At 73.6% G+C, this 25,994-nt stretch carries 22 protein-coding genes; 12 read left to right on the top strand and 10 right to left on the bottom strand.

What is annotated here, in order from left to right; genetic code table 11:
* Positions 1–175: 175 nt before the first annotated feature.
* Positions 176–1,528 (top strand): phosphoglucosamine mutase, encoded by a 1,353-nt coding sequence (glmM, locus tag ACIBO1_RS05100; protein ID WP_396741646.1) that lies wholly within the window; start codon positions 176–178, stop codon positions 1,526–1,528.
* Between the two features lie 109 nt (positions 1,529–1,637).
* Entirely contained in the window at positions 1,638–2,678 is a 1,041-nt protein-coding gene (locus tag ACIBO1_RS05095) for a hypothetical protein (RefSeq protein ID WP_396741644.1), read from the top strand.
* An 8-nt stretch (positions 2,679–2,686) separates the two neighbouring features.
* On the opposite strand, the gene ACIBO1_RS05090 is transcribed toward ACIBO1_RS05095, so the two are convergent.
* On the bottom strand, positions 2,687–3,880 hold the full coding sequence (locus ACIBO1_RS05090) for a pyridoxal phosphate-dependent aminotransferase (protein ID WP_396741642.1): 1,194 nt from the start codon (positions 3,878–3,880) through the stop codon (positions 2,687–2,689).
* A gap of 156 nt (positions 3,881–4,036) precedes the next feature.
* Here ACIBO1_RS05090 and glmS point away from each other — a divergent pair, with 156 nt between their 5' ends.
* On the top strand, positions 4,037–5,950 hold the full coding sequence (glmS, locus tag ACIBO1_RS05085; protein WP_350692812.1) for a glutamine--fructose-6-phosphate transaminase (isomerizing): 1,914 nt from the start codon (positions 4,037–4,039) through the stop codon (positions 5,948–5,950).
* Positions 5,951–5,961: 11 nt separating this feature from the next.
* Here glmS and ACIBO1_RS05080 read toward each other — a convergent pair whose 3' ends face one another.
* Both ACIBO1_RS05080 and ACIBO1_RS05075 read right to left on the bottom strand, forming a co-directional pair.
* A complete protein-coding gene (locus ACIBO1_RS05080; protein ID WP_396741639.1) occupies positions 5,962–7,575 on the bottom strand; it encodes an alpha/beta hydrolase in 1,614 nt (537 codons plus the stop codon).
* A complete protein-coding gene (locus ACIBO1_RS05075) occupies positions 7,572–7,868 on the bottom strand; it encodes a type VII secretion target (protein WP_396741637.1) in 297 nt (98 codons plus the stop codon). The genes ACIBO1_RS05080 and ACIBO1_RS05075 overlap by 4 nt, the downstream gene beginning before the upstream one ends.
* Positions 7,869–8,087: 219 nt before the next feature.
* Between ACIBO1_RS05075 and ACIBO1_RS05070 the strand changes: the two genes are divergently transcribed.
* The 5 genes from ACIBO1_RS05070 to ung all read left to right on the top strand — a co-directional run bounded on the left by ACIBO1_RS05070 (position 8,088) and on the right by ung (position 13,113).
* On the top strand, positions 8,088–9,557 hold the full coding sequence (locus ACIBO1_RS05070; protein WP_396741635.1) for an NAD(P)H-hydrate dehydratase: 1,470 nt from the start codon (positions 8,088–8,090) through the stop codon (positions 9,555–9,557).
* An 85-nt stretch (positions 9,558–9,642) separates the two neighbouring features.
* Positions 9,643–10,761: an alanine racemase gene (alr, locus tag ACIBO1_RS05065; protein WP_396741633.1), complete on the top strand. Its 1,119-nt coding sequence runs from the start codon at positions 9,643–9,645 to the stop codon at positions 10,759–10,761.
* On the top strand, positions 10,758–11,852 hold the full coding sequence (locus ACIBO1_RS05060) for an alpha/beta fold hydrolase (RefSeq protein ID WP_396741631.1): 1,095 nt from the start codon (positions 10,758–10,760) through the stop codon (positions 11,850–11,852). Before alr ends, ACIBO1_RS05060 begins: the two co-directional genes overlap by 4 nt.
* Positions 11,849–12,337, top strand: a complete 489-nt coding sequence (gene tsaE / locus ACIBO1_RS05055) for a tRNA (adenosine(37)-N6)-threonylcarbamoyltransferase complex ATPase subunit type 1 TsaE (protein WP_396741629.1) — start codon at positions 11,849–11,851, stop codon at positions 12,335–12,337. The genes ACIBO1_RS05060 and tsaE overlap by 4 nt, the downstream gene beginning before the upstream one ends.
* Positions 12,338–12,411: 74 nt before the next feature.
* Positions 12,412–13,113: a uracil-DNA glycosylase gene (gene ung, locus ACIBO1_RS05050; protein ID WP_396741627.1), complete on the top strand. Its 702-nt coding sequence runs from the start codon at positions 12,412–12,414 to the stop codon at positions 13,111–13,113.
* 75 nt (positions 13,114–13,188) lie between these two features.
* Here the strand turns inward: ung and ACIBO1_RS05045 are convergent, their stop codons facing one another.
* The 3 genes from ACIBO1_RS05045 to ACIBO1_RS05035 form a co-directional block, all read right to left on the bottom strand.
* A complete protein-coding gene (locus tag ACIBO1_RS05045) occupies positions 13,189–16,431 on the bottom strand; it encodes a S8 family serine peptidase (RefSeq protein ID WP_396741625.1) in 3,243 nt (1,080 codons plus the stop codon).
* Between the two features lie 117 nt (positions 16,432–16,548).
* Positions 16,549–17,706 (bottom strand): hypothetical protein, encoded by a 1,158-nt coding sequence (locus ACIBO1_RS05040; RefSeq protein WP_396741623.1) that lies wholly within the window; start codon positions 17,704–17,706, stop codon positions 16,549–16,551.
* Entirely contained in the window at positions 17,690–18,223 is a 534-nt protein-coding gene (locus ACIBO1_RS05035) for a SigE family RNA polymerase sigma factor (protein WP_396741621.1), read from the bottom strand. The genes ACIBO1_RS05040 and ACIBO1_RS05035 overlap by 17 nt, the downstream gene beginning before the upstream one ends.
* 180 nt (positions 18,224–18,403) lie before the next feature.
* Between ACIBO1_RS05035 and tsaB the strand changes: the two genes are divergently transcribed.
* The 4 genes from tsaB to ACIBO1_RS05015 all read left to right on the top strand — a co-directional run bounded on the left by tsaB (position 18,404) and on the right by ACIBO1_RS05015 (position 20,915).
* Positions 18,404–19,081: a tRNA (adenosine(37)-N6)-threonylcarbamoyltransferase complex dimerization subunit type 1 TsaB gene (gene tsaB / locus ACIBO1_RS05030; RefSeq protein ID WP_396741619.1), complete on the top strand. Its 678-nt coding sequence runs from the start codon at positions 18,404–18,406 to the stop codon at positions 19,079–19,081.
* A gap of 68 nt (positions 19,082–19,149) precedes the next feature.
* Entirely contained in the window at positions 19,150–19,593 is a 444-nt protein-coding gene (gene rimI / locus ACIBO1_RS05025) for a ribosomal protein S18-alanine N-acetyltransferase (protein WP_350693173.1), read from the top strand.
* A 6-nt stretch (positions 19,594–19,599) separates the two neighbouring features.
* Positions 19,600–20,646: a tRNA (adenosine(37)-N6)-threonylcarbamoyltransferase complex transferase subunit TsaD gene (tsaD, locus tag ACIBO1_RS05020; RefSeq protein WP_396741617.1), complete on the top strand. Its 1,047-nt coding sequence runs from the start codon at positions 19,600–19,602 to the stop codon at positions 20,644–20,646.
* Between the two features lie 14 nt (positions 20,647–20,660).
* Positions 20,661–20,915, top strand: coding sequence for a hypothetical protein (locus ACIBO1_RS05015; protein WP_131056998.1), 255 nt, complete (start codon positions 20,661–20,663; stop codon positions 20,913–20,915).
* Positions 20,916–20,932: 17 nt separating this feature from the next.
* Here the strand turns inward: ACIBO1_RS05015 and ACIBO1_RS05010 are convergent, their stop codons facing one another.
* The 4 genes from ACIBO1_RS05010 to ACIBO1_RS04995 form a co-directional block, all read right to left on the bottom strand.
* Entirely contained in the window at positions 20,933–22,576 is a 1,644-nt protein-coding gene (locus ACIBO1_RS05010) for a copper resistance protein CopC (protein ID WP_396741615.1), read from the bottom strand.
* Between the two features lie 17 nt (positions 22,577–22,593).
* Positions 22,594–23,331, bottom strand: coding sequence for a DUF4142 domain-containing protein (locus tag ACIBO1_RS05005; RefSeq protein ID WP_350692790.1), 738 nt, complete (start codon positions 23,329–23,331; stop codon positions 22,594–22,596).
* A 146-nt stretch (positions 23,332–23,477) separates the two neighbouring features.
* Positions 23,478–24,659: an ROK family protein gene (locus ACIBO1_RS05000; RefSeq protein ID WP_396741613.1), complete on the bottom strand. Its 1,182-nt coding sequence runs from the start codon at positions 24,657–24,659 to the stop codon at positions 23,478–23,480.
* A gap of 28 nt (positions 24,660–24,687) precedes the next feature.
* The gene (locus ACIBO1_RS04995; RefSeq protein WP_396741611.1) at positions 24,688–25,947 is read right to left on the bottom strand and encodes a sugar ABC transporter permease; all 1,260 of its coding nucleotides are present in this window, start codon (positions 25,945–25,947) and stop codon (positions 24,688–24,690) included.
* Positions 25,948–25,994 lie beyond the last annotated feature (47 nt).

Raw genomic sequence — 25,994 nt, 5'->3', positions numbered from 1 at the left:
CAAATATCTCCCCGCACCACTGCCGCCTTATCTCCGACCACTATCCGCTAGCGGATTTCCCCCACCGCCCTTTTTTATTGTGCCGGCGGGGCCCCCCCCCCCCCCCCCCCCGGGGGGGGGGCCCCGCCCGTCCGCTTTTCACCTACAACGGTAGTTTCATCGGAGGTTGGTGGGTATGGGCCGCTTGTTCGGCACGGACGGCGTACGCGGGCGGGCGAACGTCGACCTCACCCCGGAGTTGGCGCTCTCGGTGGCCGTCGCCGCCGCGCACACCCTCGCCGAGTCGGATCGCAGTCACGCCCCGATCGCCGTGGTCGGTCGGGACACCCGCGCCAGCGGCGAGATGCTGGAGGCGGCCGTGGTCGCCGGACTGACCAGCGCCGGTGCGACGGTGGTCCGGGTCGGCGTGCTGCCCACCCCGGCGGTGGCGTTCCTTACCGCCGAGGCCAAGGCGGATCTCGGAGTGATGCTCTCCGCCTCGCACAACCCCATGCCGGACAACGGGATCAAGCTCTTCGCGGCCGGCGGGCACAAGCTGCCCGACGAGATCGAGATGCGGATCGAGGCGGCCATCGAGGCCAACGCCACCACCGCCTGGAAGCGGCCGGTCGGCGCGGGGGTGGGCCGGGTGCACGACCTGCTCGACGGCGCCGACCACTACGTGCAGCACCTGGCCGGCACCGTGCCGCACCGGCTCGACGGGATCAAGGTCGTGGTGGACTGCGCCAACGGCGCCGCCGCCGAGGTCGCCCCGGCCGCGTACCGGGAGGCCGGTGCCGAGGTCGTCGCGATCTACGCCGAGCCGGACGGGCTCAACATCAACGACGAGTGCGGCTCGAACCACATCGCCGCCCTGCAACAGGCCGTGGTCGAGCACGGCGCGCACCTCGGCATCGCGCACGACGGCGACGCCGACCGCTGCCTGGCGGTCACCGCCGACGGCGACGAGGTCGACGGCGACCAGGTCATGGCGATCCTGGCGCTGGCCATGCGGGAGGCCGGCACGCTGACCGGGGACACCCTGGTCGCCACCGTGATGAGCAACCTCGGTCTGCGCCTGGCCATGTCCGCCGAGGGCATCCGGCTGGTCGAGACCAAGGTGGGCGACCGGTACGTGCTGGAGGAGCTGCGCGCCTCCGGGCTGGCGCTGGGCGGCGAGCAGAGCGGACACATCGTCCTGCCCGCGTACGCCACCACCGGCGACGGGGTGCTGACCGGGCTGCACCTGATGGCCCGGATGGCCGCCACCGGCCGTACCCTGGCGGACCTCGCGGCGGTGATGACCAAGCTGCCGCAGGTGCTGATCAACGTGCCGGTCGGTGACCGCACCGTCGGCGCCGCCGCGCCCGCCGTACGCGCCGAGGTGGAACGCGCCGAGGCCGAGCTGGGTGAGACCGGCCGGGTGCTGCTGCGTCCCTCGGGCACCGAGCCGCTGGTGCGGGTGATGGTCGAGGCGGCCACCGAGGCGACCGCGCGGGAGGTCGCCGAGCGGATCGCCGAACACGTCCGCACGGCCAGCCCGGCCTGACCGAGCCGCTACACGCGGCATGACGGCCGTGCTGCCCCCTGCCCCGAGGTGTGTCGTGCGACCATGACGACCGCCGTCCCGCCCGACCGCCCCCTTCCTGGAGGTGACCGTGTCTCACCCCGGCTCTCTCGGCGCCGTCGACCAGCCCGCCGACCTCCCGTCGGACGCGACCGCGTCGGACGCGCCGGAGAGCTGGCTCGGGGCCCGCTGGGGACGGCTGCTCGCGATCCTGCTGGCGTTGGGGCTGATCGCCGCCTCGGTGGCGGTGCCGTGGTCCGAGGTGTCACTGCGGGTGCTGGGCAGCCGGGACGACTCGCTGATCCACCAGGACTCCACCGCCGCGCTGAGCCTCACCGAGATCGGCGGCTGGGGTTGGGCCTACCTGGCCGTCCTGCTGCCGCTGATCATGCTGGCGTTGGCCGCGACGGTGCTGGACGGGCGGGCCGGACGCGCGGCGGCCGTGGCTGCGGGCGGCGCCCTGCTGGCCATGTCTACGGTGCTGGTCGGTGCCGCCCACCGCGTCTCGTCCGGGCCGGACGAGACCGCGGCCCGCTGGGCGGAGGTCGTCCGGCGGCTGACGCCGGTGCTCGACGACGACTACGGGGCGATCCGGTTCGGCTACGACAGCCTGGGCCTGACGTTCGCGGTGCTCGGCGTGGCGACCCTGGCGGGGGTCGTCCTGGCCAGTTGGTGGCCGGGTGCCGGCCGGTTCGTGGTGGCGGGCGCCGGCACCGTGGCTCTGCTCGCCGGCCTCGCGGCACCGTGGGTGACCGTGTACCGCGTGACCGCCACCGAGCTGGACCGCAGCACCGTCCGATGGTTCGGCCTGGGCGCCGCCTCGGTGGTCGTCATGGTCGGCACCGTGGCGCTGGCCGCCCTGGTCTGGTGGGCCGCGGCGCGCCGGTCGACCCGGTGGCGGCTGCCGCTGCTGCTCGTGACGGTGCCGGTGGCGCTCGCGCTCTTCATCGCCCACGACTTCCTCCAGTTGAACCCGGAGCAGTGGCAGGACGCCGCCGAGCGGGCCCGCTTCCTCGCGGTCACCCACGACGTCCGGTCCGCCGCCGAGCTGGCTCAGCTCGCGCCGATCCTCCTTCTCGTCGCGATGGTGCTGACCTGGTCGGCGGCGCGCCGCCGGGCCCGGGCACAGTGACCGCCGGGTCAGGCGTGCGCGCCTGCCCGGCGTAGGCGGGCCACCGCCTCGGCCAGCACCTCGGGGCGCTTGCAGAACGCGAACCGCACCAGCCGTCGGCCGGCCTCCGGATCGTCGTAGAAGACCTGGGTGGGTACGGCCACCACGCCGCAGCGGTCCGGCAGCGTACGGCAGAAGTCGACGCCGTCGGTGCCGCCGAGCCCGGTGATGTCGGTGGTGACGAAGTACGTCCCCTCCGGCGTGAGCACGTCGAAGCCGGCGTCGCCGAGCCCGCTGATCAGCTGGTCGCGGCGGGCCTGCATGCCGGCCCGGAACTCGGTGAAATAGGCGTCGGGCAGGGCGAGGGCCACCGCGACGGCCGGTTGCAGCGGCGCGGCGTTGACGAAGGTGAGGAACTGCTTGACCCGCAGCACCGCCGAGACGAGGGCCGCCGGGCCGCTGACCCAGCCCACCTTCCAGCCGGTGCAGGAGAAGGTCTTGCCGGCCGACGAGACGCGCAGCGTGCGCTCGCGCATCCCGGGCAGCGTGGCCAGCGGGACGTGCCCGGTCGACGCGTCGGTGAAGACCAGGTGCTCGTACACCTCGTCGGTGACCGCGTACGCGCCGTGCTCCTGGCACAGCTCGGCGATCAGCGACAACTCGGCCGGGGTGAAGACCTTGCCGGTCGGGTTGTGCGGGGAGTTCAGCAGCACCAGTCGGGTCCGGGGCCGGAACGCGGCCCGCAGCTCCGCCGGGTCGAAGGCGTACCGGCCGTCGTCGGCGGGCCGCAGCGTGACGGGTCGCCGGACCGCGCCGGCCAGGGTGACCGAGGCGGCGTACGAGTCGTAGTAGGGCTCGAAGCAGACCACCTCGTCGCCCGGCTCGCAGAGGCCGAGGATCGCCGCGGCGATCGCCTCGGTGGCGCCCGCGGTGATCACCACCTCGCCGTCCGGGTCGTACTCCAGGCCCCAGAAGCGACGTTGGTGTGCCGCAACGGCCGCGCGCAGCTCCGGGACGCCGGGGCCGGGTGGGTACTGGTTCCGTCCGGAACGCAGCGCCTCGGCGGCGGCGGCCAGCATCTCGGGCGGGCCGTCAGTGTCCGGGAAACCCTGCCCGAGGTTCACCGCACCGGTACGCATGGCCAGAGCGGACATCTCAGCGAAAACCGTCGTCCCGAACGGGCGCATCCGGCTCACCAGCGGGTCGACATCGGTGCTCGTCACACCGTCAGGGTACGGGTGGGCCGGGTCGTCCCGCCCCGGCCCGGCTGGGTGCTCGGTGACGCTGATCACCGGTGTTGCGCTAATCGCTCAAATTCAGTGATTGTTTAGCCCGCTTTCGCGCAGACATCGTGAGCGGATCTAGTTAGGCTGCCACCCATGTGTGGAATCGTGGGGTACGCCGGCAGTCGGCCGGCGCTCGGTATCGTGCTCGACGGCCTGCGGCGGCTGGAGTACCGCGGCTACGACTCGGCGGGCGTCGCCGTGGTCTGCGACGGGCAACTGCTGACCGAGAAGAAGGCCGGCAAGCTGGCCAACCTGGAGAAGGTGCTCTCGGAGCGCGCCGCCGAGGACCCGGACGCCTGCGGAGCCAGCCCGATCGGCATCGGCGACGGCACCACGGGCATCGGACACACCCGGTGGGCCACCCACGGCGGCCCCACGGACCGCAACGCTCACCCGCACCTGTCGCCCGACGGCCGGGTCGCGGTGATCCACAACGGCATCATCGAGAACTTCGCCAAGCTCCGCGCCGAGTTGGAGGACGACGGCGTCCAGTTCGCCAGCGACACCGACACCGAGTGTGCCGCGCACCTGCTCGCCAAGGCGCTGGCCGAGCTGCGGGCCGCCGGCCACCCGGACGGGCCGCAGTTGCTCGCCGCCGCCATGCGGGTGGTCTGCCAGCGGCTGGAGGGTGCCTTCACGCTGCTCGCGGTGGACTCCGGGGTGCCCGGGGCCGTCGTCGGCGCGCGGCGCAACTCGCCCCTGGTGGTGGGACGCGGCAACGGGGAGAACTACCTCGCCAGCGACGTGGCCGCGTTCATCGAGCACACCCGCGAGGCGGTCGAGCTGGGCCAGGACCAGATCGTACTGATCACCGCCGACACCATCGAGATCACCGACTTCGCCGGTCAGCCGGCCACCGGCAAGGACTTCCACATCGACTGGGACTCCTCGGCCGCCGAGAAGGGTGGCTACGACTGGTTCATGCTCAAGGAGATCGAGGAGCAGCCGCAGGCCGTCGCCGACACGCTGCTGGGCCGGATGACCGAGACCGGCGAGATCATGCTCGACGAGGTCCGCCTCAGCGACCAGGACCTGCGCGACGTCGACAAGATCTTCATCGTCGCCTGCGGCACCGCGTACCACTCCGGCATGGTCGCCAAGTACGCCATCGAGCACTGGACCCGGATCCCCTGCGAGGTGGAGCTGGCCAGCGAGTTCCGCTACCGCGACCCGGTGCTGGACCGGTCCACCCTGATCGTGGTGATCTCGCAGTCCGGCGAGACCATGGACACCCTGATGGCGTTGCGGCACGCCAAGGAGCAGAAGGCCCGGGTGCTGGCCATCTGCAACACCAACGGCTCCACCATCCCCCGGGAGTCCGACGCGGTGCTCTATACCCACGGCGGGCCGGAGATCGCCGTCGCCTCGACCAAGGCGTTCCTCACCCAGTTGGCCGCCTGTTACCTGATCGGCCTGCACCTGGCCCAGGTGCGGGGGGTCAAGTTCGCCGACGAGGTGGCGGCCGTGCTCGACCAGCTGCACCAGGTGCCGGACAAGCTGCGGGAACTGCTCGGGCGGATCGAGCCGGTCCGGGAGCTGGCCCGGGAGCTGAAGTCCGCGCCGACGGTGCTGTTCATCGGCCGCCACGTCGGCTACCCGGTGGCGCTGGAGGGTGCGCTCAAGCTCAAGGAGTTGGCGTACATGCACGCCGAGGGCTTCGCGGCGGGTGAACTCAAGCACGGCCCGATCGCGCTGATCGACCAGGGCACTCCGGTGATCTGCGTGGTGCCGTCGCCGGTCGGTCGCGGGCTGCTGCACGACAAGGTCGTCTCCAACATCCAGGAGGTACGCGCCCGGGGCGCGCGCACCATCGTGATCGCCGAGGAGGGCGACGAGGCGGTCGTCCGCTACGCCGACCATCTGATCTACGTCCCGCGCACCCCGACGCTGCTCGCCCCGCTGGTGACCACCGTGCCGTTGCAGGTGCTCGCGGCCGAGATCGCCGCCGCCCGGGGACACGACGTCGACCAGCCGCGCAACCTGGCGAAGTCGGTCACCGTCGAGTAGCACGCGGACGCTCACCGGCCGAGCACCACTCGCGCCATGCCGTCCAGGGCGGGGTTGGCCGGGTCCCAGTAGCCGGTGTGCCCGTACCGGCCACTGGGGAACGTCCGGCCCCCGAAACCCGGCTCGGCCGGGTCGCGCCCGAACCAGCGTTCGTCGCGCGGCCCGGCCAGCCAGTCGACGATCGTGCCGACCGGGGAGGCACCGAGCACCGACTGCCGGGCGAGCTCGTCCGGTGGGCGGGTCAGCCGGATCACGTCGTCCGGCGCGGTGCTGGCCCACACCTGCTCGGGCGGTACGCCCAGCTCGGAGGCGTGCCCCACACCGACGCCGGGCGAGCCGACGAAGACCAGCGCGTCCGCGGCGAGCCCGTGGTCGCGGGCGGCGGTGCCGACCACCAGCGACCCGTAGCTGTGCCCGAGCACCGTCTGCCGGGCCGGTGGCCCGTCGTGGGTGGCCCGCAGTCCCTCCTGGAACCGGTGCAGCGCGTCGCCCGCGTCGCGGGCCTGCCCGTCCCGGGCCGCCTCGTGCAGGAAGTCCGGTGCGTCGTAGTCCAGCCAGAGCACCGCCGCGGTCTCCTGGCCCGGTGCCAGGTCGGCGCAGCGGGACAGCACCCGCGCCGCCCGGCCCAGCTCGCCGGTGGCGTCGTCCAGCCCGGCGGTCATCCCCGGCACGTACGTGACCACGCCGGAGGCACGGTCCGGGTCGCCCAGCGCCACCACCGTGCGTCCCTCGCCGCCCACGTCCAACCCGAGCAGGTACGCCCGGGGCGACTCCGTCGCGTCGAGCCGGGTGGCGAGCGCGTCCAGCCCGGTCAGCGCGGCGTCCACCGCCCGCAGCCCGGCCACCTCCGCCGGCCCGCGCGGCACCCGGGCGAGCAGCCGTTCCCAGCGCGCCCGTAGCTCCTCCCGCCGCGTGCCCAGCAACGATCGGTTGGCCTGGTCCCGGTCGGTCGCCGGCACCCCGTCGAGCCGACCGACCAGATCCGGCTCGTGCAGCACCAGCCAGCGGCGCTGTGCCGTGCTGAGCCCGGCCCACCAGAGCCGCACCCGGCCCGGGTCGGTGTGTGGTGCGGGCCGACCCGGTGGTGGCGGGACCACCCAGCCGGCGGCGGCGTCCCGCGACAACTGCCCGAGGCGTCCGGCGGCCTCGCGGTCGGCCGCCCCGGCCAGGTCGAGCGCGTCCCGGAGGCCGGTGGCGACCGGGGCCACCGTGGCGGCGGCCCGCTCCGGCGGCACCCGCGCCGGGTCGGGGCGCACCCGGCCCGACCGGTCGATCAGCACTCCGGTGGCGGCGGCCAGCTCGACGGCCGAGGAGAGCCGGGCCCGGGCCGCCGCGAGCCGGGCGGCGAACCCGGCGAGCACCTGGTCGACCTCGACGGCGGCCGGGACGAGCGCGGTCAGCTCGGTCCGCAGCCCGCCCAGCCGGGTCCCGGCCGACCCGGCGGCCCGACCGGACCAGCCGGTGCGCAGTGCCGTCGTGCCCTCGGCGAGTTCGTCGGCGCGTCGCCGGGCGAGCCCGGCCAGGCCCGACCAGGCGGTGCCGGTGGTCCGCCAGCCGCCCGGGTCGGCCGTGGAGAGCTGGACGTAACCGACGGCCGTGGGCCGGGTCGGCGTCGCGCCGGTCACCGGGTCACCGCGGAGAGCCGGTTGGCGGCCCGACCGTCCACCGACTCGTACGCCCCGGCGGCGGCGCGTACCGCGTCCCCGGTCTCGGCCACCTGCGCGCCGAGCCGCCCGCACCAGGTGTGCACCGACCTCTCCAGCGCGGCCAGCGCCCCCGCCGCTGCCCACTGGCGGTCCGGTGCGGCCAATCCCGGTACGCCCGCCGGCCCGTGGGCCAGCCGGTAGGCGGTGTCGCCCAGCGCCCGCCCCACCCGGTGCAGCGTCTCCGGCCGCACGGTCAACTCCTCCTGCGCCATCGGCCCCTCCCGCCCTCGGTTCCCGCACGGCGCAGACGCTAGGCGGGGCCGGGCGTCGCACGCGTGCCCTGTGGACGACGGCGGCAGGCGTACCCGACCGTCGTCCACAGGGGCCGCCGGGTATGTGGACAAGGGGCTATCCTGCGACCCGCCCGCCGGTAGGGTGGCGCGTGATCGTCGGTATCGATCGCGTGCGGGGCGCGGGAGACGGGGTGTGACATGCGGCCGGTCTGGCGGGTGGCGGAGGTACGCGCGGCCGAGAAGGCACTGATGGCCGAGCTGCCCCCCGGCACGCTGATGCAGCGCGCCGCCGCCGGGCTGGCCCGCCGTTGCGCGTTGCTGCTCGCCGACCGGGGCGGGGTGTACGCGGCACCGGTGCTGCTGCTCGTCGGCTCCGGCGACAACGGCGGCGACGCCCTGTACGCGGGCGAGCGGCTGGCCCGGCGCGGTGCGGCAGTGTCGGCGTTGCTGCTCGACCCGGAGCGCGTACACGCGCCGGGGCTGGCCGCGTTGCGGGCCGCCGGTGGTCGGGTGGTGGACCGTCCACCCGTCGTGGTCGACCTGGTGCTCGACGGGATCGTGGGCATCGGTGGGCGTGGCGGGCTGCGGGAGACCGCCGAGCAGCTGGCGGCGAGCCTGCTGCGGCAGCACGGGCGCGACGGCGGCCGGGCGACGGTGGTGGCGGTGGACGTGCCCAGCGGTGTCGAGGTGGACACCGGGGCGGTGCCGTTGACCTCGTCCGGTCGGCCCAAGGCGGTGCGGGCCGACGTGACGGTGGTCTTCGGCGCGTGGAAGCCGGCCCTGGCGGTCGGCCCCGCCGCCGCGCTGGCCGGGCAGGTGGAGCTGGTCGACATCGGGCTGGGACCGTGGCTGCGGGGCAGCCCGGCGCTGCACGTGGTGGAGGAGTCCGACGTCGTCGACTGGTGGCCCCGGCTCGGCGCGGCCTCGGAGAAGTACACCCGGGGCGTGGTGGGGGTGGCCACCGGGTCGGCGACGTACCCGGGTGCGGGGGTGTTGTCGGTCGGCGGCGCGCTCGCCGGGCCGACCGGCCTGGTCCGCTACGCGGGAGGCGCCCGCGAGGAGGTGGTGCGCCGCTACCCGTCGGTGATCGCCACCGACCGGGTGGTCGACGCGGGCCGGGTGCAGGCGTGGGTGTGCGGCTCGGGCCTGGGCACGGACGAGCGGGCCGCCGCCGAGCTGCGGGCGGTGCTCGCCGCGCCGGTGCCGGTGGTGCTCGACGCCGACGCGCTGACGCTGCTGGTCGACGGTCGGCTCGCCGACCAGCTCCGGCGCCGTGACGCGCCCATCGTGATCACTCCGCACGACCGGGAGTTCAGCCGGCTCTGCGGCGAGGAGCCCGGCGCGGACCGGGTCGCCGCGACGCTGCGGCTGGCCGCCTGGACGAACGCGGTGGTGCTGCTCAAGGGGAACCGCACGGTGATCGGCACGCCGGACGGCCGGGCGTACGTCAATCCGACCGGCACGCCGGCCCTGGCCACCGGCGGCACCGGGGACGTCCTGGCCGGGCTGCTCGGTTCGCTGCTCGCGTCCGGCCTGCCGGCGGAGCGTGCCGCCGCGGCGGCGGCGTACCTGCACGGGTTGGCCGGTCGCGAGGCGGCGCGGGGCGGTCCGGTGGCCGCCGCGGACGTGGCCGACGCGCTGCGGCCCGTGCTGGCCCGGATCACCTGACCTCCGTCGTCGTGGGACCCGCCCGACACCCCGTACTCGGCCGGGGGCGACCCCGGGTGATCAGCGCGGAAGTAGGGTGGGAGGCATGTGGCAGGCCGAGGTACGCGTCGACCTCGACGCGATCCGGGAGAACGTGGACCGGTTGCGCACCGGCACCAGCGCCGAGTTGATGGCGGTGGTGAAGGGTGACGGCTACGGCCACGGCATGGTCCCGGCCGCCCGTGCCGCCCTGGAGGCGGGCGCGGACTGGCTCGGGGTCTGCACCCTGGACGAGGCGTTGGCCCTGCGGGCGGCGGGCATCGACGCCCCGGTGCTGGCCTGGCTGCTGGTGCCCGGGTTGCCGTTGCACACCGGCGTCGCGGCCGGCGTCGACCTGGGGGTGGCGAGCCTCGCGCAGCTCGACGAGATGGTCGAGGCGAGCCGGCGCGCGGAACGCCCGGCCCGGCTGCATCTCAAGATCGACACTGGGTTGGCCCGGGGCGGCGCGACCGTCGCCGACTGGCCGGCCCTGCTCGACGCCGCAGCCAAGGCCCAGGCCGACGGGCTGGTCGAGGTGGTCGGGGTGTGGAGCCACTTCGTCTACGCGGACCTGCCCGGCCACCCCACCACGGACCGGCAGTTGGCGGTCTTCCACGAGGGGCTGGCCATGGTCGAGCGGGCCGGACTACGCCCGCGCTACCGGCACCTGGCCAACTCGGCGGCCACGCTGACCCGGCCCGACACCCACTTCGACCTGGTCCGTCCCGGGCTGGCCGTGTACGGCCTCTCCCCGGTGGCCGGGCAGACGTACGGGCTGCGGCCGGCGATGACCGCCCGGGCTCGGGTGATGCTGACCAAGCGGGTACCGGCCGGTGCCGGTGTCTCCTACGGGCACACCTACCTCACCGAGCGCGACGCGACACTGGCCGTGGTGCCGCTGGGCTACGCCGACGGGGTGCCGCGGCACGCCTCCGGCACCGGCCCCGTGCAGCTCGGCGGGAAGCGGCGGACCGTCGCCGGCCGGGTCTGCATGGACCAGTTCGTGCTGGACTGCGGCGACGATCCGGTGGTCGCCGGCGACGTGGTCACCCTCTTCGGCGACGGCACGGACGGCGCGCCCACCGCCGACGACTGGGCCGAGGCGGCCGGCACCATCAACTACGAGATCGTCACCCGGTTCGGCAGCACACGGGTACCCCGGATCTACGACGGCGGGTCGGCGTGAGGGTGCCCCGACCGCGTACCGCCGCCGGCCGGGCCGCCGGGCTGGTCGGTGCGGCGCTCGGCGTGGCCGCCGCCGGGCTCGCCGCCGGTGTCGCCACCGAACGGGCCCTGGTCCGCCGGCTCAAGGCCGATCCCGCCGACCCGTACGTCGACGAGGTCTTCGGCGAGCAGCACTACGACGCGGCGTACCGGCTGGAGCTGCCCGACGGCACCGACGTGCACGTGGAGGTGGTCGAGCCGATCCGTCCCGTCGCCGGCAACCCGACGGTCGTGCTGGTGCACGGCTTCTGCCTGGACATGGGCACCTTCCACTTCCAACGCAAGATGCTGGCCGGGCGGGGCGAGCACCGGATCGTCGCGTACGACCAGCCCGGGCACGGCCGCTCGGGGCGGCTGGAGAGCGGCGAGTACGACCTGGTCGCGCTCGGCCACACGCTGCGCCGGGTGATCGACGAGGTGGCACCGGACGGGCCCCTGGTGCTGATCGGGCACTCGATGGGCGGCATGACCATCATGTCGCTGGCCGAGCTGTACCCGGAGATGTTCGACGACCGGGTGGTCGGCACGGTGCTGATGGCCACCTCCGGTGGTCTGCTGGCGGAGACGAAGCTGGTCGCGCCCGCCCTGCTCGGGCGCGTCGGCGCGCCGGTGCTCTACACGGCCGGCTACGTCACCCGGTACGGCGGGACGGTGATCGACCGGGCCCGCAAGTCCACCAGCAACGTGGCCTGGCTGCTCACCCGCAGGTACGGCTTCGGCACCCGCAAGCCGAGTCCCTCCCTGGTGTCGTACGTGGAGGAGATGAACTCGCGTACCTCGGCCGACACGGTGACCCGCTATCTGCGTACGCTGGCGACGCACTCGCGGTTCCCGGCGCTGGCCGCGTTGGAGGACACGCCGGTGTTGGTGATCGTCGGAGACAAGGACATGATCACGCCGGTGACACATTCCGAGGAGATCGTCCGGCGGCTGCCGCACGCCGAGTTCGTCAAGATCCACGACAGCGGGCACGTGGTGATGCTGGAGCACGCCGACGAGGTCAACATCGCGGTCAGCCGGTTCCTCGACTCGTGTGAGCGGGACCGCCCGTGACCCGCGTCGAGCTGCCGACCGTCGCGGACACGCACGCCTTCGGGCGGCGCCTCGCGGGGCTGCTGCGCGCCGGTGACCTGGTGCTGCTGACCGGCCCGCTGGGCGCCGGCAAGACCGCGCTGACCCAGGGGATCGGTGCCGGGTTGGGCGTGCTCGGCGACATCACCTCGCCGACGTTCGTGATCGCCCGGGTGCACCGGCCGGACCCGGCCACCGGGCGCGGGGTGGCCCTGGTGCACGCCGACGCGTACCGGCTGGGGGCGGCGAGCGATCCCCGGGCCGAGATCGACGACCTGGACCTGGACGCCTCGGTGGAGGACTCGGTCACCGTGGTCGAGTGGGGCGAAGGGCTGGTCGAGCAGTTGGTCGATGCGCACCTGCGGGTCTGCCTCGACCGGCGCGACGACGACACCCGGGTCGTCGAGTTGGAGCCGGTCGGCGGCGACTGGGCGACGCGACTGGCCGCGCTGACCGTGGCGCGCTGACCGCCCTGCGCCCAGCGCTGTCGTACCCACTGCCTACAGTGCCCGGAAACGATCCGACCGGTGAAAGGCCGCCGATGCCCGACGACACCCCCGCTCTCGACCTGCTGGCTCTGCTTCCCGAGCAGTGGCGCGAGGTGCTCGCCCCGCACCTCGACCCGGCCCGGACGGCCGCGCTGGCCGACTTCGTCGCCGGGGAGTACGCGACGCAGACGGTCTTCCCGCCGGTACAGGACCTCTTCTCCGCCTACCGGCTCTGCGCGCCGTCGGCCTGCCGGGTCCTGATCCTCGGGCAGGACCCCTACCACCGGGTCGGTCAGGCGCACGGGCTGAGCTTCAGCGTGCGCGAGGGGGTCTCGGTGCCGCCGTCGCTGCGCAACGTCTTCAAGGAGTTGGGCGAGGACCTGGGCGTGCCCAAGCCGCGCAGCGGCAACCTGGACGGCTGGGCGGCACAGGGGGTGCTGCTGCTCAACTCGGTGCTGACCGTGCGGCAGGGCACTCCCGGCTCGCACGCCAACCGGGGGTGGGAGGAGTTCACCGACGCCACCATCCGGGCGCTGGACGCCCAGCAGTCGCGGGTGGTGTTCCTGCTCTGGGGCGGTTACGCACGCAAGAAGGCGGCGTTGGTGACCAACCCGCAGCACGTGGTGCTGGAGGCGGGGCACCCGAGCCCGATGAACCCGCGTGGCTTCCTCGGCAGTCGTCCGTTTAGCGCGGCCAACAAGGCGCTCGCCGACGCCGGCCTGCCCACCGTCGACTGGGAGCGCAGCGCCGGCTGAGCCGCCCGCGTTCCCGCTGGACGCGACGGTGCCCCTGCACGTCACCGGAGCGCGACGTGCAGGGGCACCTCGGTGTCAGCCGATCCGGTACGCGCGAACGACCGTCTCGGTCAGGGTGGCGGCGCTACCCCTGGCAGTGACCTGCACGGACACGTACCCGGGGGTGGCCGGGTGCCGGACCGTGCCGAGGAAGGTGCCGGCGCCGGTGCGGACGACCGGGGCCGGCCGCCAGGTGACGCCGTCGTCGTAGGAGATTCGCAGGCCGACCGACTTGGCGTCGGCGCTGCTGATCGGGATGGTGAAGGACCGGCCGGCGGGTGCCGTGCCGGTGGCGTCCAGGGCCGGCGCCATCCGGACCGCCATGAGGCGTGACGCGGTCACCGGCCGGGTGAACGTCCAGTCGGCCGTGACCCGGGTGGACAGGCCGAACGAGGCCGCCCGGGTGGACTCCACGTGGAGCCGGTAGTTGCCCGGTACGGGCCGGGCGGTGAACCGGGCGTGACCGGGCCGGTCGGCGGTGGCCACCTCGGTGCCGTTGCGATAGAGCGTGGTCGTACCGGAGAGGGCTTCCTGCTCGACGTAGCCGGGGTGACCGGCGCTGTCGCAGTAGGGCGCGACCCGCACGACCAACTGGTCGCCGGACCACCCACCACCGGCGGTCGGGCAGGGCGCGACGATCGGGGCGTTCCAGGTGGAGGTGTAGGTCCGCCCGGCCCGGTAGGCGATCGGCGGTCCGCTCGTGGTGACGGTGTAGTAGTCCACCGCCTCGTCCGAGTACTGGAACACCCGGGAGGCCCACCTGATGCCGCCGTCGGTGTTGAAGTAGCGGGTCTGCGCCAGCGTCGTGGAGGCGTACGCCGGGGTCAGCGGATAGCCCGGCACGATCGCCGCCGACTGCATCGCGGTCGGACCCTCCGGGGCCTGGGCGCGGGCCGAGGTCCGGTCCATAGCGAGTTCTCCGGCGGTGACGGACCTGGTGAAGCCGGTGGGCAGCGTGCCGGGCCGGTGCCAGGCGAGTTGGTACGCGTACCGGCTGGGATCCGCTCCGTCGGCGAAGGCCGCGCCGATCACCGAGACGAAGGTGTCAGCGCTGCCGGTCCCGCCGATCTGGGCCGTCCGCATCCGGGTCGACGCGTTGCTGCTGCCGCCGACGGTCACCCAGGAGTCGCCGTTGCGGACGCCCACCTGGACGGTGCTGTCCGCGCGGACCGCGTCGGTTGCCGGCACGCTGACCTGGACCGGTCGCCCGGCCCGTTCGTCGAGCGTGAGGTCGGTGTCGGCGTGCACGGCGAGGTTCGTGTGCGCCAGATAGGTCAGCTCCGGCAGGTGGGAGAACATCTGCGACACGACCGCGTAGCGTCCCTCGGGCACCCGGATGGTGATCTCGCTGCCCTGCTCGTCGTTGTAGTGGGCGAGCGAGTCGTAGACGTACGGGGTGTCCAGGCCCACGACGGTGGTGTAGAAGTCCCTGCTCGCCTGACCGTCCACACCGAGGTGCCGCAGCGTCAGCGAGTGGGTGGCGGCCTCCCGGACCAACCCGACCGGCGTGGTCAGCCGCTTGCCGTCGCCGGTGCTGGCGGTCAGTCGCCCGGAGTACGGCCCGGCCGGTGCCGTCGTCGAGGCGGCGGCCGTGACGGTGGCCTGCGCGCTGCCACCGGCCGGCACGGTCAACGTCGACGGGCTGACCTGGAACAGTCCGGAGACGGGCGTCATCCGCGGCCCGTCCACGGCCAGGGTCAGCCGCAGGGTCTGCGGCGTCGTACCGGTGTTGCGGTAGGTGACCGTCCGGCTGATCGGCGCGTTGTCGGTGTGCGGGTACGTGTGCGTGCCGAGGCTCAGGCTCGGCGGGTCGGCGAGCACCCGGCTGGCGAGCGCACCGGCCACGTCGACCCGACCGGCCCCCTGGGCGAACACGCCGACACCCGGTGCCGGTCGGGCGGTACCCATCAGCGCGGCCTTGATCATGTCTCCGGTCCAGTCCGGGTGCTTCTGCTTGAGCAGGACGGCGCTGCCGGCCGCGTGCGGGGCCGCGAAGGAGGTGCCCCACAGGCCGTCGGTGTAGGGGCCGGTGCCGTACGCGTCGGTGCTGCGGGCGGCGGTGACGTCGTCGCCGGGTGCGGTGAGGTCGGGCTTGACGGCGTCGTCGCCGAGACGCGGGCCACGGCTGGAGAAGGAGGTCAGCCGGTCGTCGTGGTCCACCGCGCCGACGGCCAGCGCGGCATCGGCGGTCGCCGGTGACCCGACGTCGTAGTCGTGTCCGGCGTTCGGGTTGTTGCCGTTGTCGCCGCTGTTGCCGGACGCGACCACGAACAGCGTGCCGTGCTGCTCGCTCAGACGGCGCAGGGCGATCTCCAGGGGATCCTCGCCGGGGGTGTCGGGGAAGCCGAGACTCATGTTGACGACCTCGGCGCGCTTCGGGCCGGCCGCCCACTCCATCGCGGCGATCACCGCCGACTCGGTCGAGTCCCAGTCCCCGGTCTTGGCGTCGATGATCGTCGCCTCGGGGGCGACGCCCCGGTACCGGCCGGCCGAGGCGGCCCCGCTGCCGGCGGCGACGGCGGCGACGGCCGTGCCGTGTCCCATCAGGTCGCGGACGTCGCCGCTGGTGGGTACGCCGCCATCGGAGACCGGCGAGAAGTCGACCTGGTCGGCCACCCGGCCGACCAGGTCGGGGTGGGTGGCGTCGACACCGCTGTCGATCACCGCGACGGTGACGCCCCTGCCGGTCAGGCCGGCCTGCCAGGCGCTCGGCGCGCCGATCTGCTGGACGCCCTCGGCGCCGTGGAAGCGCCCGACGGCGTCCAGCCAGACCTTGCCCTTCGCGCCCTTGCGGGTCAGCCCCGACCAGAGCCGGTCGAGGCCCTGCTTGCGGGTGTGCATGGCGGTGGCGGGGAAGCTGGTCATCCGGTGCACGATCGTGCCGTCGACACCGCTGTCGGTGGAGGCGATGATCGGCAGGTCGGCGCGTCGGTCGTCGTCGTACCCGTCGGCGAGCAGGCCGGTCACGTCGAACAGCCGTGGGTCGAGTCGGTCCGCCCGCAACAGGGGCAGCGCGTCGGCTGGCACCACCCGTACCCGACCGGCGATCGTGCTGGTCAGCATCGGGATCTCCGACCGTCCCGGGCCGGGGACGACGCTGACGCCGCCGTCGGCGGTCACGGTGACCCGGTCGCCGGTGATCAGCGTCGCGGTCCGGCCGTCACCGCCGGGCAGCGGAGCCGAACCGGCCGCGTCAGCCGCACCAGCCGGGGACGCGGGGACGAGACCGGCCGCGAGCAGCAAAGCCACGGCGGCCGGCAGGAATCTTCTGGGACGCATGTACCTCTTGTCCTTCATTGTGGACATACGACGTGCGGGAGAAGTGCGACGGCGCCGTGCCCCCCGGGGGGCGGGGACACGGCGCCGGACGTGCGGGTCGCCGGTGTGGGCCAGGGGCTACCGCGCCTGGGGCACCGGGATCCAGGTGTTCTCGTCGGTGACGTCGGTCAGTTCGACCGACTCCGCGATCCTGGTCAGTTCCGCGACCGAGAGCCCGCCGGTGCTCAGAACCTGCACCTGCACCGCGCCGTCGGCGGTCCAGCGGTTGCAGAACGGGTCACCCGACACCTGGTAGCACTTCGTCTTGCCGGCCTTCGCGCGCTGGTTGGAGGCGGAGGCGGGCATGACGTAGATGCTGACACTGCCCGGGATGGTCCCGGCCTCGTTGTCGCCGTACGGCGCGTTCAGGCCGGTGGTCGCCGGGGCGGGGTCGGCGTAGGTCACGCCGCCGTAGTTGCCCGCCCGGGCCTGCGAGATGCCGATCAGACCGGGCAGGGCGTGCGTGCCGGCCTCCACCGGGGCGTGGCCGGCGGGCAGGTAGCCGACCCGGAACGGCAGCGTGGCCGGCGTCGCCGGGCTCGGCTCCAGGGCGGTGACCAGCGCCGACAGGTCCGCGATGGAGGGTTCGGGGGTGCTGGTGTACGCGGTCACCACGGCCCACGCGTCGTCCGCGTACTCCCAGGCCAACTGCCGGCCGGCCGGCTCGACGGTCGACTCGACGGCCTGGCGGCCGGCGATCGTCGACGAGGTGCCGCCGACGATCCCCGCCGGGTCGAACGCGCCCGGCCGGTAGAGCGTCAGGTAGGCGGACAGCGGTCGCTGGGTCGAGTCGGTGCCGGCAGCCGGGGGCCGCTTCCCGTCCCGACGGACGGGCGTCTCGGAGTCCTCGACCGGCCGGTCGTGGGTGACTCTGCCGTCCATGTAGACCGAGGCGATCTGATAGGCGGTGGAGACCACCACGGGGTCCTGCACGCGCAGCGGACCGGCGTCGAACGCGCGGAACGTGAAGCTGAACGGCGGCGCGTCCGACCAGGTGGCCTCCGCGCCCGGTGCGGCCCCGGCGACGATCGTGGTCGGCTGCTCCGGCGCACCCGGCGTCAGCGCGAACGTGCCGGCGACCACGGCCGCGACCAGGCCGGCGGCACCTGCGGAGGCGAATCCTGCCCGACGGCGACGTTCGGCCTTGCGGCCGGCCGCGACGATCTGGTCGACGGAACGCGACATGGGCGGCTCGTCCACGGTCACCGCCGCCACGATCTCATGCAATTGCGACATTCCATTCCTTGTCCTCGATGTTGGTGAGCCGGTCGGCTCCGAGTAGTTCGCGGAGCTTGGCGAGACCGCGCGACGTCTGGCTCTTCGCCGTGCCGACGGTGCAGCCCAGGACCTGGGCCGTCTCCTCCAGGCTGAGTCCGAGGTAGTGGCGCAGCACCACGGCGGCCCGTTGGCCGGTGGGTACGGCGTTCAGCGCCGCCCGCAGCCGTAGCCGCTCGTCGGTGGCACCGTTCGGGTCGTCCAGCGCAACGTCCGGAATGCCGTAGCCGGCCGACCGCTCCCGCCCCTGACGCCAGGGCCTGCGCGTCTCGTCGACGGCGGCCCGGTACACCATGGTCTTGGCGTACAGGTCCGGGCGCTCCACCTTGCGCCAGCGCGGGTACAGCTTGATCAGTGTGTTGGCCACCGCGTCATCCGCCGCGTGCCAGTCCCCGCAGGTCACATAGGCCAGCTTGCGCAGTGACGCCATCTCGGACGTCACGAACTCCCGGAACGCTTGCTCGTCTGCGGCCTTCAAATCGACATTCCTCCTCTGTCCGGAGGTGGGACGGTGGTGGCGGGAGCAGAAGTTGCTCGGCGAACAGAAGTACTTGCCCGACAACTCTGGGTAGCGGCAGTGGTCGTCGGAGCGGCGGCTTCCATCGAGGGCGGGCGGGGCGCCACGGGGCGGTCGGCGGTGCGGCTAGGCTGGCTCATTGTGCTCGTACTCGTGGTGGACAGCTCGACGCCGGCGGTGACGGCGGCCCTGGTCGAGGTCACCGCGACGGCGGTGACGACCCGGGCACACCGGTGCACCGTCGACGCCCGCGCCCATGGCGAGCTGCTCGCGCCTCAGGTCGACGCGGTGCTGACCGACGTCGGCGTCCGCCCGGCCGACCTCGACGCGATCGTCGCCGGACTCGGTCCGGGGCCGTTCACCGGGCTGCGGGTCGGGCTGGTCACCGCCGCCACGATGGGCCAGGTGCTCGACGTCCCGACGTACGGTGTCTGCTCGCTGGACGCGATCGGGTACCCGGCGGCGAGCGGCGAGCCGGTGCTGGCCGCCGGTGACGCGCGGCGGCGGGAGATCTACTGGGCCGTCTACGACGGTGCCGGGCAGCGGCTCGTCGGGCCGGAGGTCGGTGCCCCGGCGGTCGCCGCCGAGCGGGCCCGGGAGCTGGGTGTCACGGCGGCGGTCGGTGACGGCGCGCACCGGTACGCGGAGACGCTCGGGCTGCCGCTGCGACCGGAACCGCGCTACCCGGGCGCGTCGGCGCTGGCCACCCTGGCCGCCGAGCGCATCCGGGCCGGTGCACCCGGCGAGACGCTGACCCCGCTCTACCTGCGACGTCCGGACGCCGTGGCGGCCACCGCCCGCAAACCGGTCCTGCCATGACCGAGCCGCAGCGCACCGATCCGGTGCGGCCGGATCCGGTGCGGCCCGATTCGGTGCAGCGTGGCCCGGTGCGGCTCGGCCGGTTCCGGTGGTGGCACATCGACGAGGTGCTGCCGATCGAGGTGGACCTCTTCGGCGCCGAGCAGTGGTCCGCGGCGATGTTCTGGAACGAGCTGTCCCACGGGCACTTCTATCTGGTCGCGACCGACGACGACGGCGCGGTGCTCGGCTACGCCGGGCTGGCCGTCGCGCCGCCCGACGAGGCGTGGGTGCAGAACATCGCGGTACGGCGGGACGCGCAGCGCCGGGGCGTGGGGCGGGTGCTGCTGGAGGCCTTGCTCGCCGAGGCCGCCCGGCGGCGCGTACGCAGCGTGCTGCTGGAGGTCGCGGCGGACAACGCGCCGGCCCAGCACCTCTACGCGTCGTACGGCTTCGAACCGATCGGCGTGCGGCGCGGCTACTACCAACCGAGCAACACCGACGCGCTGGTGATGCAGCGCAACCAGGACTGAGAAGCCATGGCTGACGAACCACTGATCCTCGGCATCGAGACCTCGTGCGACGAGACCGGTGTCGGCATCGTGCGCGGGCACACCCTGCTCGCCGACGCGCTCGCGTCCAGCGTGGACCAGCACGCCCGGTTCGGTGGGGTGGTGCCCGAGGTGGCCAGCCGGGCGCACCTGGAGGCGATCGTGCCGACCATGCAGCGGGCGCTGACCGAGGCCGGGGTGACCCTCGCCGACGTCGACGCGATCGCGGTCACCGCCGGTCCGGGGCTGGCCGGTGCGCTGCTGGTGGGGGTGGCCGCGGCCAAGGGGTACGCGGTCGCCGCCGAGAAGCCCGTCTACGGGGTCAACCACCTGGCCGCCCACGTGGCGGTGGACACGCTGGAACACGGGCCGCTGCCCGAGCCGGCGATCGCGCTGCTGGTCTCCGGCGGGCACTCGTCGCTGCTGCTCGTCGACGACCTGGCCCACGGTGTCACCCCGCTGGGCGCCACCATCGACGACGCGGCCGGGGAAGCCTTCGACAAGGTGGCCCGGCTGCTCGGCCTGCCGTTTCCGGGCGGCCCGTACATCGACCGGGAGGCGCGGGCCGGCGACCCCGCGTCGATCGCGTTCCCGCGTGGCCTGACCGCGGCCAAGGACCTGGCCGCGCACCGGTACGACTTCTCGTTCTCCGGGTTGAAGACCGCGGTGGCCCGGTGGGTGGAGGCGCGACAGCGGGCAGGCGAACCGGTGCCGGTGGCCGACGTCGCCGCGTCCTTCCAGGAGGCGGTCTGCGATGTGCTGGTCACCAAGGCGCTGGACGCCTGCCGCAGCAGTGGCGTGGAGACGCTGGTGATCGGCGGGGGAGTGGCGGCCAACTCGCGGCTGCGGGCGTTGGCCGAGCAGCGGGCCGCGCGAGCGGGCATCCGGGTACGCGTACCCCGGCCGGGGCTGTGCACCGACAACGGCGCGATGGTGGCGGCCCTCGGCTCGCACCTGGTCGCCTCGGGTGTCGCGCCGAGCCGGCTCGACCTGCCCGCGGATTCGGCGATGCCGCTGACCACGGTCAGCGTGTGAGGGAGGACGGCGACGTGATCGTACGCATGTGGGAGGCGCGGGCGGAGCCGTACGCGCTCGCCGAGTTGATCACCTGGGTCTGCGACAGCGCCCTGCCCGAGTTCGAGCACGACCCGCTGCACCTGTCCAGCGAGGTGTTCTCCTCCACCGACCACCGGGTGGTGGTGATCTCGAAGTGGCGCAGCAGCCCCCGGCCGCTGCCCGAGCCACCGGTGATGCTGCTCGCCCGGCCGCCGCACTCCTGGGACTTCACCCAGGTCGACCGCTGACCTACCGGCCACCACGGTCAGCGGATGGTCACCGTGGTGGTCGCGGTGGCCCGGTCGATGTCGCTGGTCCGGGCGCTGATCCGCAGCGTCCACTCACCGGCCAGCGGGAACTGGATCTCGGCGCTGCCGTGGTGCGGTTCCAGGCTGAGCACGTCGATCGCGATCGGCTCGACACCGGCCTCCGGCAGCGCGGCGGTGATGCTCCACTCCGCCACCGGCAGCTCCTTGCCCTCCGGCGTGTAGACGTACGCGTGCAGGCTGTTCGCCGTGTTCGGCGCCGCCGGGTAGATGTCGAACTGCACCACGAAGATGCTGGTGGTGAGTGACTGCGCGACACCGTCCCGGGTGACCCCGTCGGCCGTCGCGCCGTCGGTACGCCCCGGCGGCGTCTGCACCAGTACCGCCGTCAGCGCCAGGACCAGCGCGGTCACCGCGAGTTCGACGCCGGCCGCGCGGGCGACCCAGCGGGGGCGTCCGGCGGAGACCCGCCGCCGGATCAGGCGTCGCTGCCAGGCCGCGATCGCCAGCACGGTCGCGAGCAACGCCGCCTTGGCGCAGAGCAGACGACCGTACGCGGTGCCGAGCAGCGCCGACGGCCGACCGAGTTCGATCGCGGCCTGGAGCACCCCGGCGGTGACCAGCCAGGCCACGGCCAGCGTGGCCCACCTCGACCAGGCCGGCAGGATGCGGGCGAGGACCCGCTCGTGGGTGCCCCGGAGCAGGAACACGGTGAGGGTGAGCAGCCCACCCAGCCAGACGGCGACCCCGACGACGTGCACGGTGGTCAGCACGATGCTCACCGGCGGCACGGGTGCGGCGACCGGATGCCCGGCGAGTGGCCAGGTGACCGCTCCGGCCACCCCGACTGCGGCCAGCGCCCCGGTCCGGGCGCGTCCGGCGGTACCCCGGGTGACCGCCGGCAGCAGCACGGCGGCGACGCCGACCAGTGCCAGGCGTGCGGCCAGCACCAGCCCGATGTCGGTGTCGGCGACGGCACGCAGGTCGGCGGGGGAGAGTTGCCCGACCGGCGCGCCGACCACCTGGGCGGCCTGCCCGACCCAGGTGCCGACGATGGACACCGCGACCAGGCCGAGACCGATCAGCGCGGTCACCGCCGCACCCCGCCGGGATCGTCGGGGTGGCCAGATGGTGGCCGCGAGCAGCGGTGGGCCGACCGCCAGCAGCAGACCGAGATACCCGAGGAACTTGGCGGCGGGCACCAGGACCCCGGCCGGTGACTCCGACTCCGCCACGGCCGGCAGCGGCGGGGCCACCGACGGCGCTCCGGCGGCGAAGGTGAAGCTGCCGGCGACCGGGTGGCTGTCGGCGGAGATGACGCGGTAGCTGACCAGGTACGTGCCGAGCGGCCGGTCGGAGGCGCGCAGCATGATCCGCAGGGTCCGGTCACGGACCTCCGGGTCACCGATGTTGATCCGCTTGCCGTCCGGCGCGAGCACCTGCACGTGGCCGGACACCGGTGCGACCGACTCGCTGAAGGTGATCAGGACCTCGCGCGGCGCGTACGGAAGCACCTCGTCGCGCTGCGGGGTGGTGCTCACCACGACGGCGTGCGCCGCCGCTGGGCCGGCGGGACCCAGGGCGGCGCACAGCGTGGCCAGGACCAGCCCGAGCAGGGCGAGGGCCCGGGTACGGGGAGCCATCGGTGTGGTTCTGCTGGTTACCTGCGGCGCAACAGCCGATAGCTGAGGAAGCCGCCGGTGCCGAGGGCGGCGAGGAAGATCGCCCAGATCAGCGTGTTGCTGATGCCCATCGGCGGTGCGGTGTTGGCCTGCGCGGCGGCGATCAGTCCGTCTTCACCGGGTGCGGGCAGCACGGCGGGCGGCAGTTCGGCGTACCGCACCAGGCCGGTGCTCTCCAGCATCAGCATGTGGTCGCTGACGTACTTGTTGGTGGCGTTGGCCAGGTCCCGGATCACGTCGTTGCGGGTGCTGCCCCGGACCGCGGTGACGACCGGAAGGATCGAGCCGTGGGCGACCCGGAGCCGGGTGACGAAGATCTGGTCGAACTGGGCGCCGGTGGCGTTCTTCATCTCCGTCAGCCACTGCTGCTGCTGTGCGGACGGCACGGTCGGGATGGTCGCGCCGAGCTTGTTGGCGGCCTCCACGGTGAGGCGGTCCAGTTCCTCGTGCTGTCGGGCGATCTCCGCACCGACCTCGCGGACCACCGCCGACTGGCCCTTCTCGGCGGCCATCTGCCCGGCCGGCATCTCCCAGAGCCCGGCCAGGCGCACCCCGTCGAGCAGGGCCTGGTCGGCGGCGGCGAGCTGCTGACCGACGGGCGCTGCCACGGCGGCACCGGGCTGCCAGACGAGAGCGGCGGCGATCGTGGTGAGCAGCACCGCCAGGCGACGGGACCGGGTGCCCTGCCGGCGACGAACGGAATCCAGCGGTGCCATGTCTGCGGCGCCTCCTCGGACGAGAACCGGTCGACTACGTGACGGGCGGCCGCACCCCGCCGGCCGCTCGTCCGCACAGTGGTACGGAATGAGTGGCCGATCAGTTCACCGGTTCCGAAACCGGTTCACGGTCATCTCCGGCCGGATCAGCCGACGTCGAGCGGGTCGGCCAGCAGCCGGTCGAAAGCGAGTTCGGCGGCACCGACCAGCGGGGCGTCCTCGCCGAGCTTCGGGGTCCGCAGGCGGACGTGCTCCAGGCAGGCGGGCAGGCCGTTCGAGTTGAGTCGACTGCGTACCTGGGCGGCGGCGGCCAGATAGAGGTCACGCATGGTGCCGCCGAAGATGACCATCTCCGGGTTGAAGATGTTGACCAGGTTGGCGACGCCGAAACCCAGCCAGTCGCCGGCCTGGCGTACCGCGGTCTGGGCCCGGGCGTCGCCACGGTCGGCGGCGTCGAAGACCGCGAGCATCGCCTCCCGGCCTCGGGCGTCCGAGCGCTCGGCGGCCCGCAGCAACGCGTGCTCGCCGATCTCGGTCTCCCAGCAGCCCCGGTTGCCGCACTCGCAGCGCACCCCGTCGCGGGTCACGACCATGTGCCCGACCTCGCCGCTGTAGCCGCCGTGCCCGGTCAGGCGGCGGCCACCGGCGATGATCCCCGCACCCACGCCGACGTCGCCGTAGAGATAGATGACGTTGTCGCAGCCGGCCGCCACGCCTCGGGCGTGTTCGGCGAAGGCCGCCACGTCGGCGACGTTCCCCACGGTGACCGGGACGTCGACGCCGAGTTCGCTGCCGAGGGTGGTGCCGATCGGCTCGTCCACCCACCCGGTGGTCGGGCCGAGCCGGACCAGCCCGTCGTCGCGGCGCACCATGCCGCAGACCGCCACCCCGGCCCCGACGCAGACCGCGCCCTGCGGCAGCCCGTGCCGCATCTCCTTGACCGCTCCGGCCAGCAGCGGCGCGGCCTCCGTGGCGGTCAACCCGCGCGGTCGGTCCAGTTCCCAGCGGTCGAGCACCGCACCGCCCAGACCGACCCGCGCGGCCCGCATCCGGTCCACCTCGATGCTGTACGCGTACGCGAAGACCCGGTCCGACTCGGGCCGGACGACCAGCGACGGTCGTCCGGCCCGGCCGGTCTCCCTCGGCGCCCCCTCGCTCACCAGGCCGGCCGCGGCGAGGTCGGCGGTGAGCGCGCCGATGGTGCTCCGGTTCAAGCCCAGCGTGTTCGTCAGCTCGGCACGCGTGGTGGCGCCGTGCAGGTGCACGTAGCGCAGCAGGGCACCGAGATTCTGCCGGCGGATCTCGTCCTGGCTGGGTCCTACGCGCATCGGGCGTTACTACCTTCGGTACAGCGGATCAGCGGTTGCCGGTGGCCGAGGCTCGTCGTCGCGACAACGCGTCGACACTCGCCGCGAGCAGCAGCACCACGCCGGTGACCACGTACTTCACGCCCGAGCTGTAGCCCATCAGCCCCATGCCATTGTCGATCACCGCCACCACGGCGCCGCCGAGGACCGCGTCCAGGACGCGTCCCTTGCCGCCGAAGAGGCTGGTACCACCGATCACCGCCGCGCCCACCGCGTACAGCAGGACGTTGCTACCACCGGTGTTCGGGTCGACCGAGTTGGCCCGGCTCGCTGCCACGATGCCACCGATCGCCGCCATCGTGGAGCAGATCACGAAGACCGAGATGCGGATCCGGTCCACGTTGATGCCGGCGCGGCGCGCGGCCTCCTTGTTGCCGCCGACCGCATAGATGTGCCGGCCGTAGCTGGTGCGCTGGAGCACGAACGTCCAGACCACGAGCAGGATCGCGATGATCGGCACCACGATCGGCACACCCTTGAGCGAGCTGATCAGCACGTTGCGGCTGCGCTCCAGGTTGAGCACGTAGACGGCGACGCCGAGGACCACGGCCAGGATGCCGATCCGGCCCAGCACCATGGCCAGCGGGTCGTTGATCAGGCCGCGTGCGGCACGCTTGCGGTACCGCAGCAACTGCACCGCGGCGAAGCCGGCGACCGCGAGTGCGGTCAGGGCCCAGCCGAGCGCCGGCGGCAGGTTGCGGTTGGCGATCGCCACCAGGACCGAATCACGGACCGAGATGTTCCGGCCCTCTTCCATCAGCAGCAGCACCACGCCCTGGAAGGCGAGGAAGCCGGCGAGGGTGACCACGAACGACGGGATGCCGACCTTGGCGACCAGGAAGCCCAGCGTGGTGCCGATGACCAGGCCGGTGAGCACGGCCGCGAGCACCGCCACGTACCAGGGGTACCCGAGGACGGTCACCACGTTGGCCAGCACCGCCGCGCAGACGCCGCTGGCGAAACCGGCGGACAGGTCGATCTCGCCCAACAGCAGGACGAAGACCAGGCCCATGGCGATCAACGTGACCGCCGCGCCCTGGGTGAACAGGTTGGCGAAGTTGCCTGCGGTGAGGAAGCTCGGACGCATGATCGAGAAGATCGTGCAGAGCACGAGCAGCCCGGCGACGGCGGGCAGCGCACCGATGTCGCCGCCGCGTACCCGACGCCAGTAGCCGCGTACGTGACTGCCGACGGTGGGTGCGGGCGCCACGGCGGCCGGCCCGTCCTGCTTGACGGCGGTGGAACTCATGCCGACCCTCCGCTGCGCTGCGGGCCGGCATCGGCCCGGAGTTGATG

It is taken from the genome of Micromonospora sp. NPDC049903, from assembly GCF_044460945.1.
In the GTDB taxonomy this organism is placed as follows: Bacteria; Actinomycetota; Actinomycetes; order Mycobacteriales; family Micromonosporaceae; genus Micromonospora.
The sequence above is the reverse complement of the archived record's forward strand: the minus strand, read 5'-3'. Positions and strand labels throughout refer to the sequence as shown.

Coding starts and splice junctions, on each gene's coding strand:
- glmS (WP_350692812.1), top strand. CDS start 4,037: ATGTGTGGAATCGTGGGGTACGCCGGCAGTCGGCCGGCGCTCGGTATC.
- ACIBO1_RS05045 (WP_396741625.1), bottom strand. CDS start 16,431: ATGCGTCCCAGAAGATTCCTGCCGGCCGCCGTGGCTTTGCTGCTCGCG.
- ACIBO1_RS05070 (WP_396741635.1), top strand. CDS start 8,088: ATGCGGCCGGTCTGGCGGGTGGCGGAGGTACGCGCGGCCGAGAAGGCA.
- alr (WP_396741633.1), top strand. CDS start 9,643: ATGTGGCAGGCCGAGGTACGCGTCGACCTCGACGCGATCCGGGAGAAC.
- ACIBO1_RS05010 (WP_396741615.1), bottom strand. CDS start 22,576: ATGGCTCCCCGTACCCGGGCCCTCGCCCTGCTCGGGCTGGTCCTGGCC.
- ung (WP_396741627.1), top strand. CDS start 12,412: ATGCCCGACGACACCCCCGCTCTCGACCTGCTGGCTCTGCTTCCCGAG.
- ACIBO1_RS05000 (WP_396741613.1), bottom strand. CDS start 24,659: ATGCGCGTAGGACCCAGCCAGGACGAGATCCGCCGGCAGAATCTCGGT.
- ACIBO1_RS05075 (WP_396741637.1), bottom strand. CDS start 7,868: ATGGCGCAGGAGGAGTTGACCGTGCGGCCGGAGACGCTGCACCGGGTG.
- ACIBO1_RS05005 (WP_350692790.1), bottom strand. CDS start 23,331: ATGGCACCGCTGGATTCCGTTCGTCGCCGGCAGGGCACCCGGTCCCGT.
- tsaD (WP_396741617.1), top strand. CDS start 19,600: ATGGCTGACGAACCACTGATCCTCGGCATCGAGACCTCGTGCGACGAG.
- ACIBO1_RS04995 (WP_396741611.1), bottom strand. CDS start 25,947: ATGAGTTCCACCGCCGTCAAGCAGGACGGGCCGGCCGCCGTGGCGCCC.
- ACIBO1_RS05040 (WP_396741623.1), bottom strand. CDS start 17,706: ATGTCGCAATTGCATGAGATCGTGGCGGCGGTGACCGTGGACGAGCCG.
- glmM (WP_396741646.1), top strand. CDS start 176: ATGGGCCGCTTGTTCGGCACGGACGGCGTACGCGGGCGGGCGAACGTC.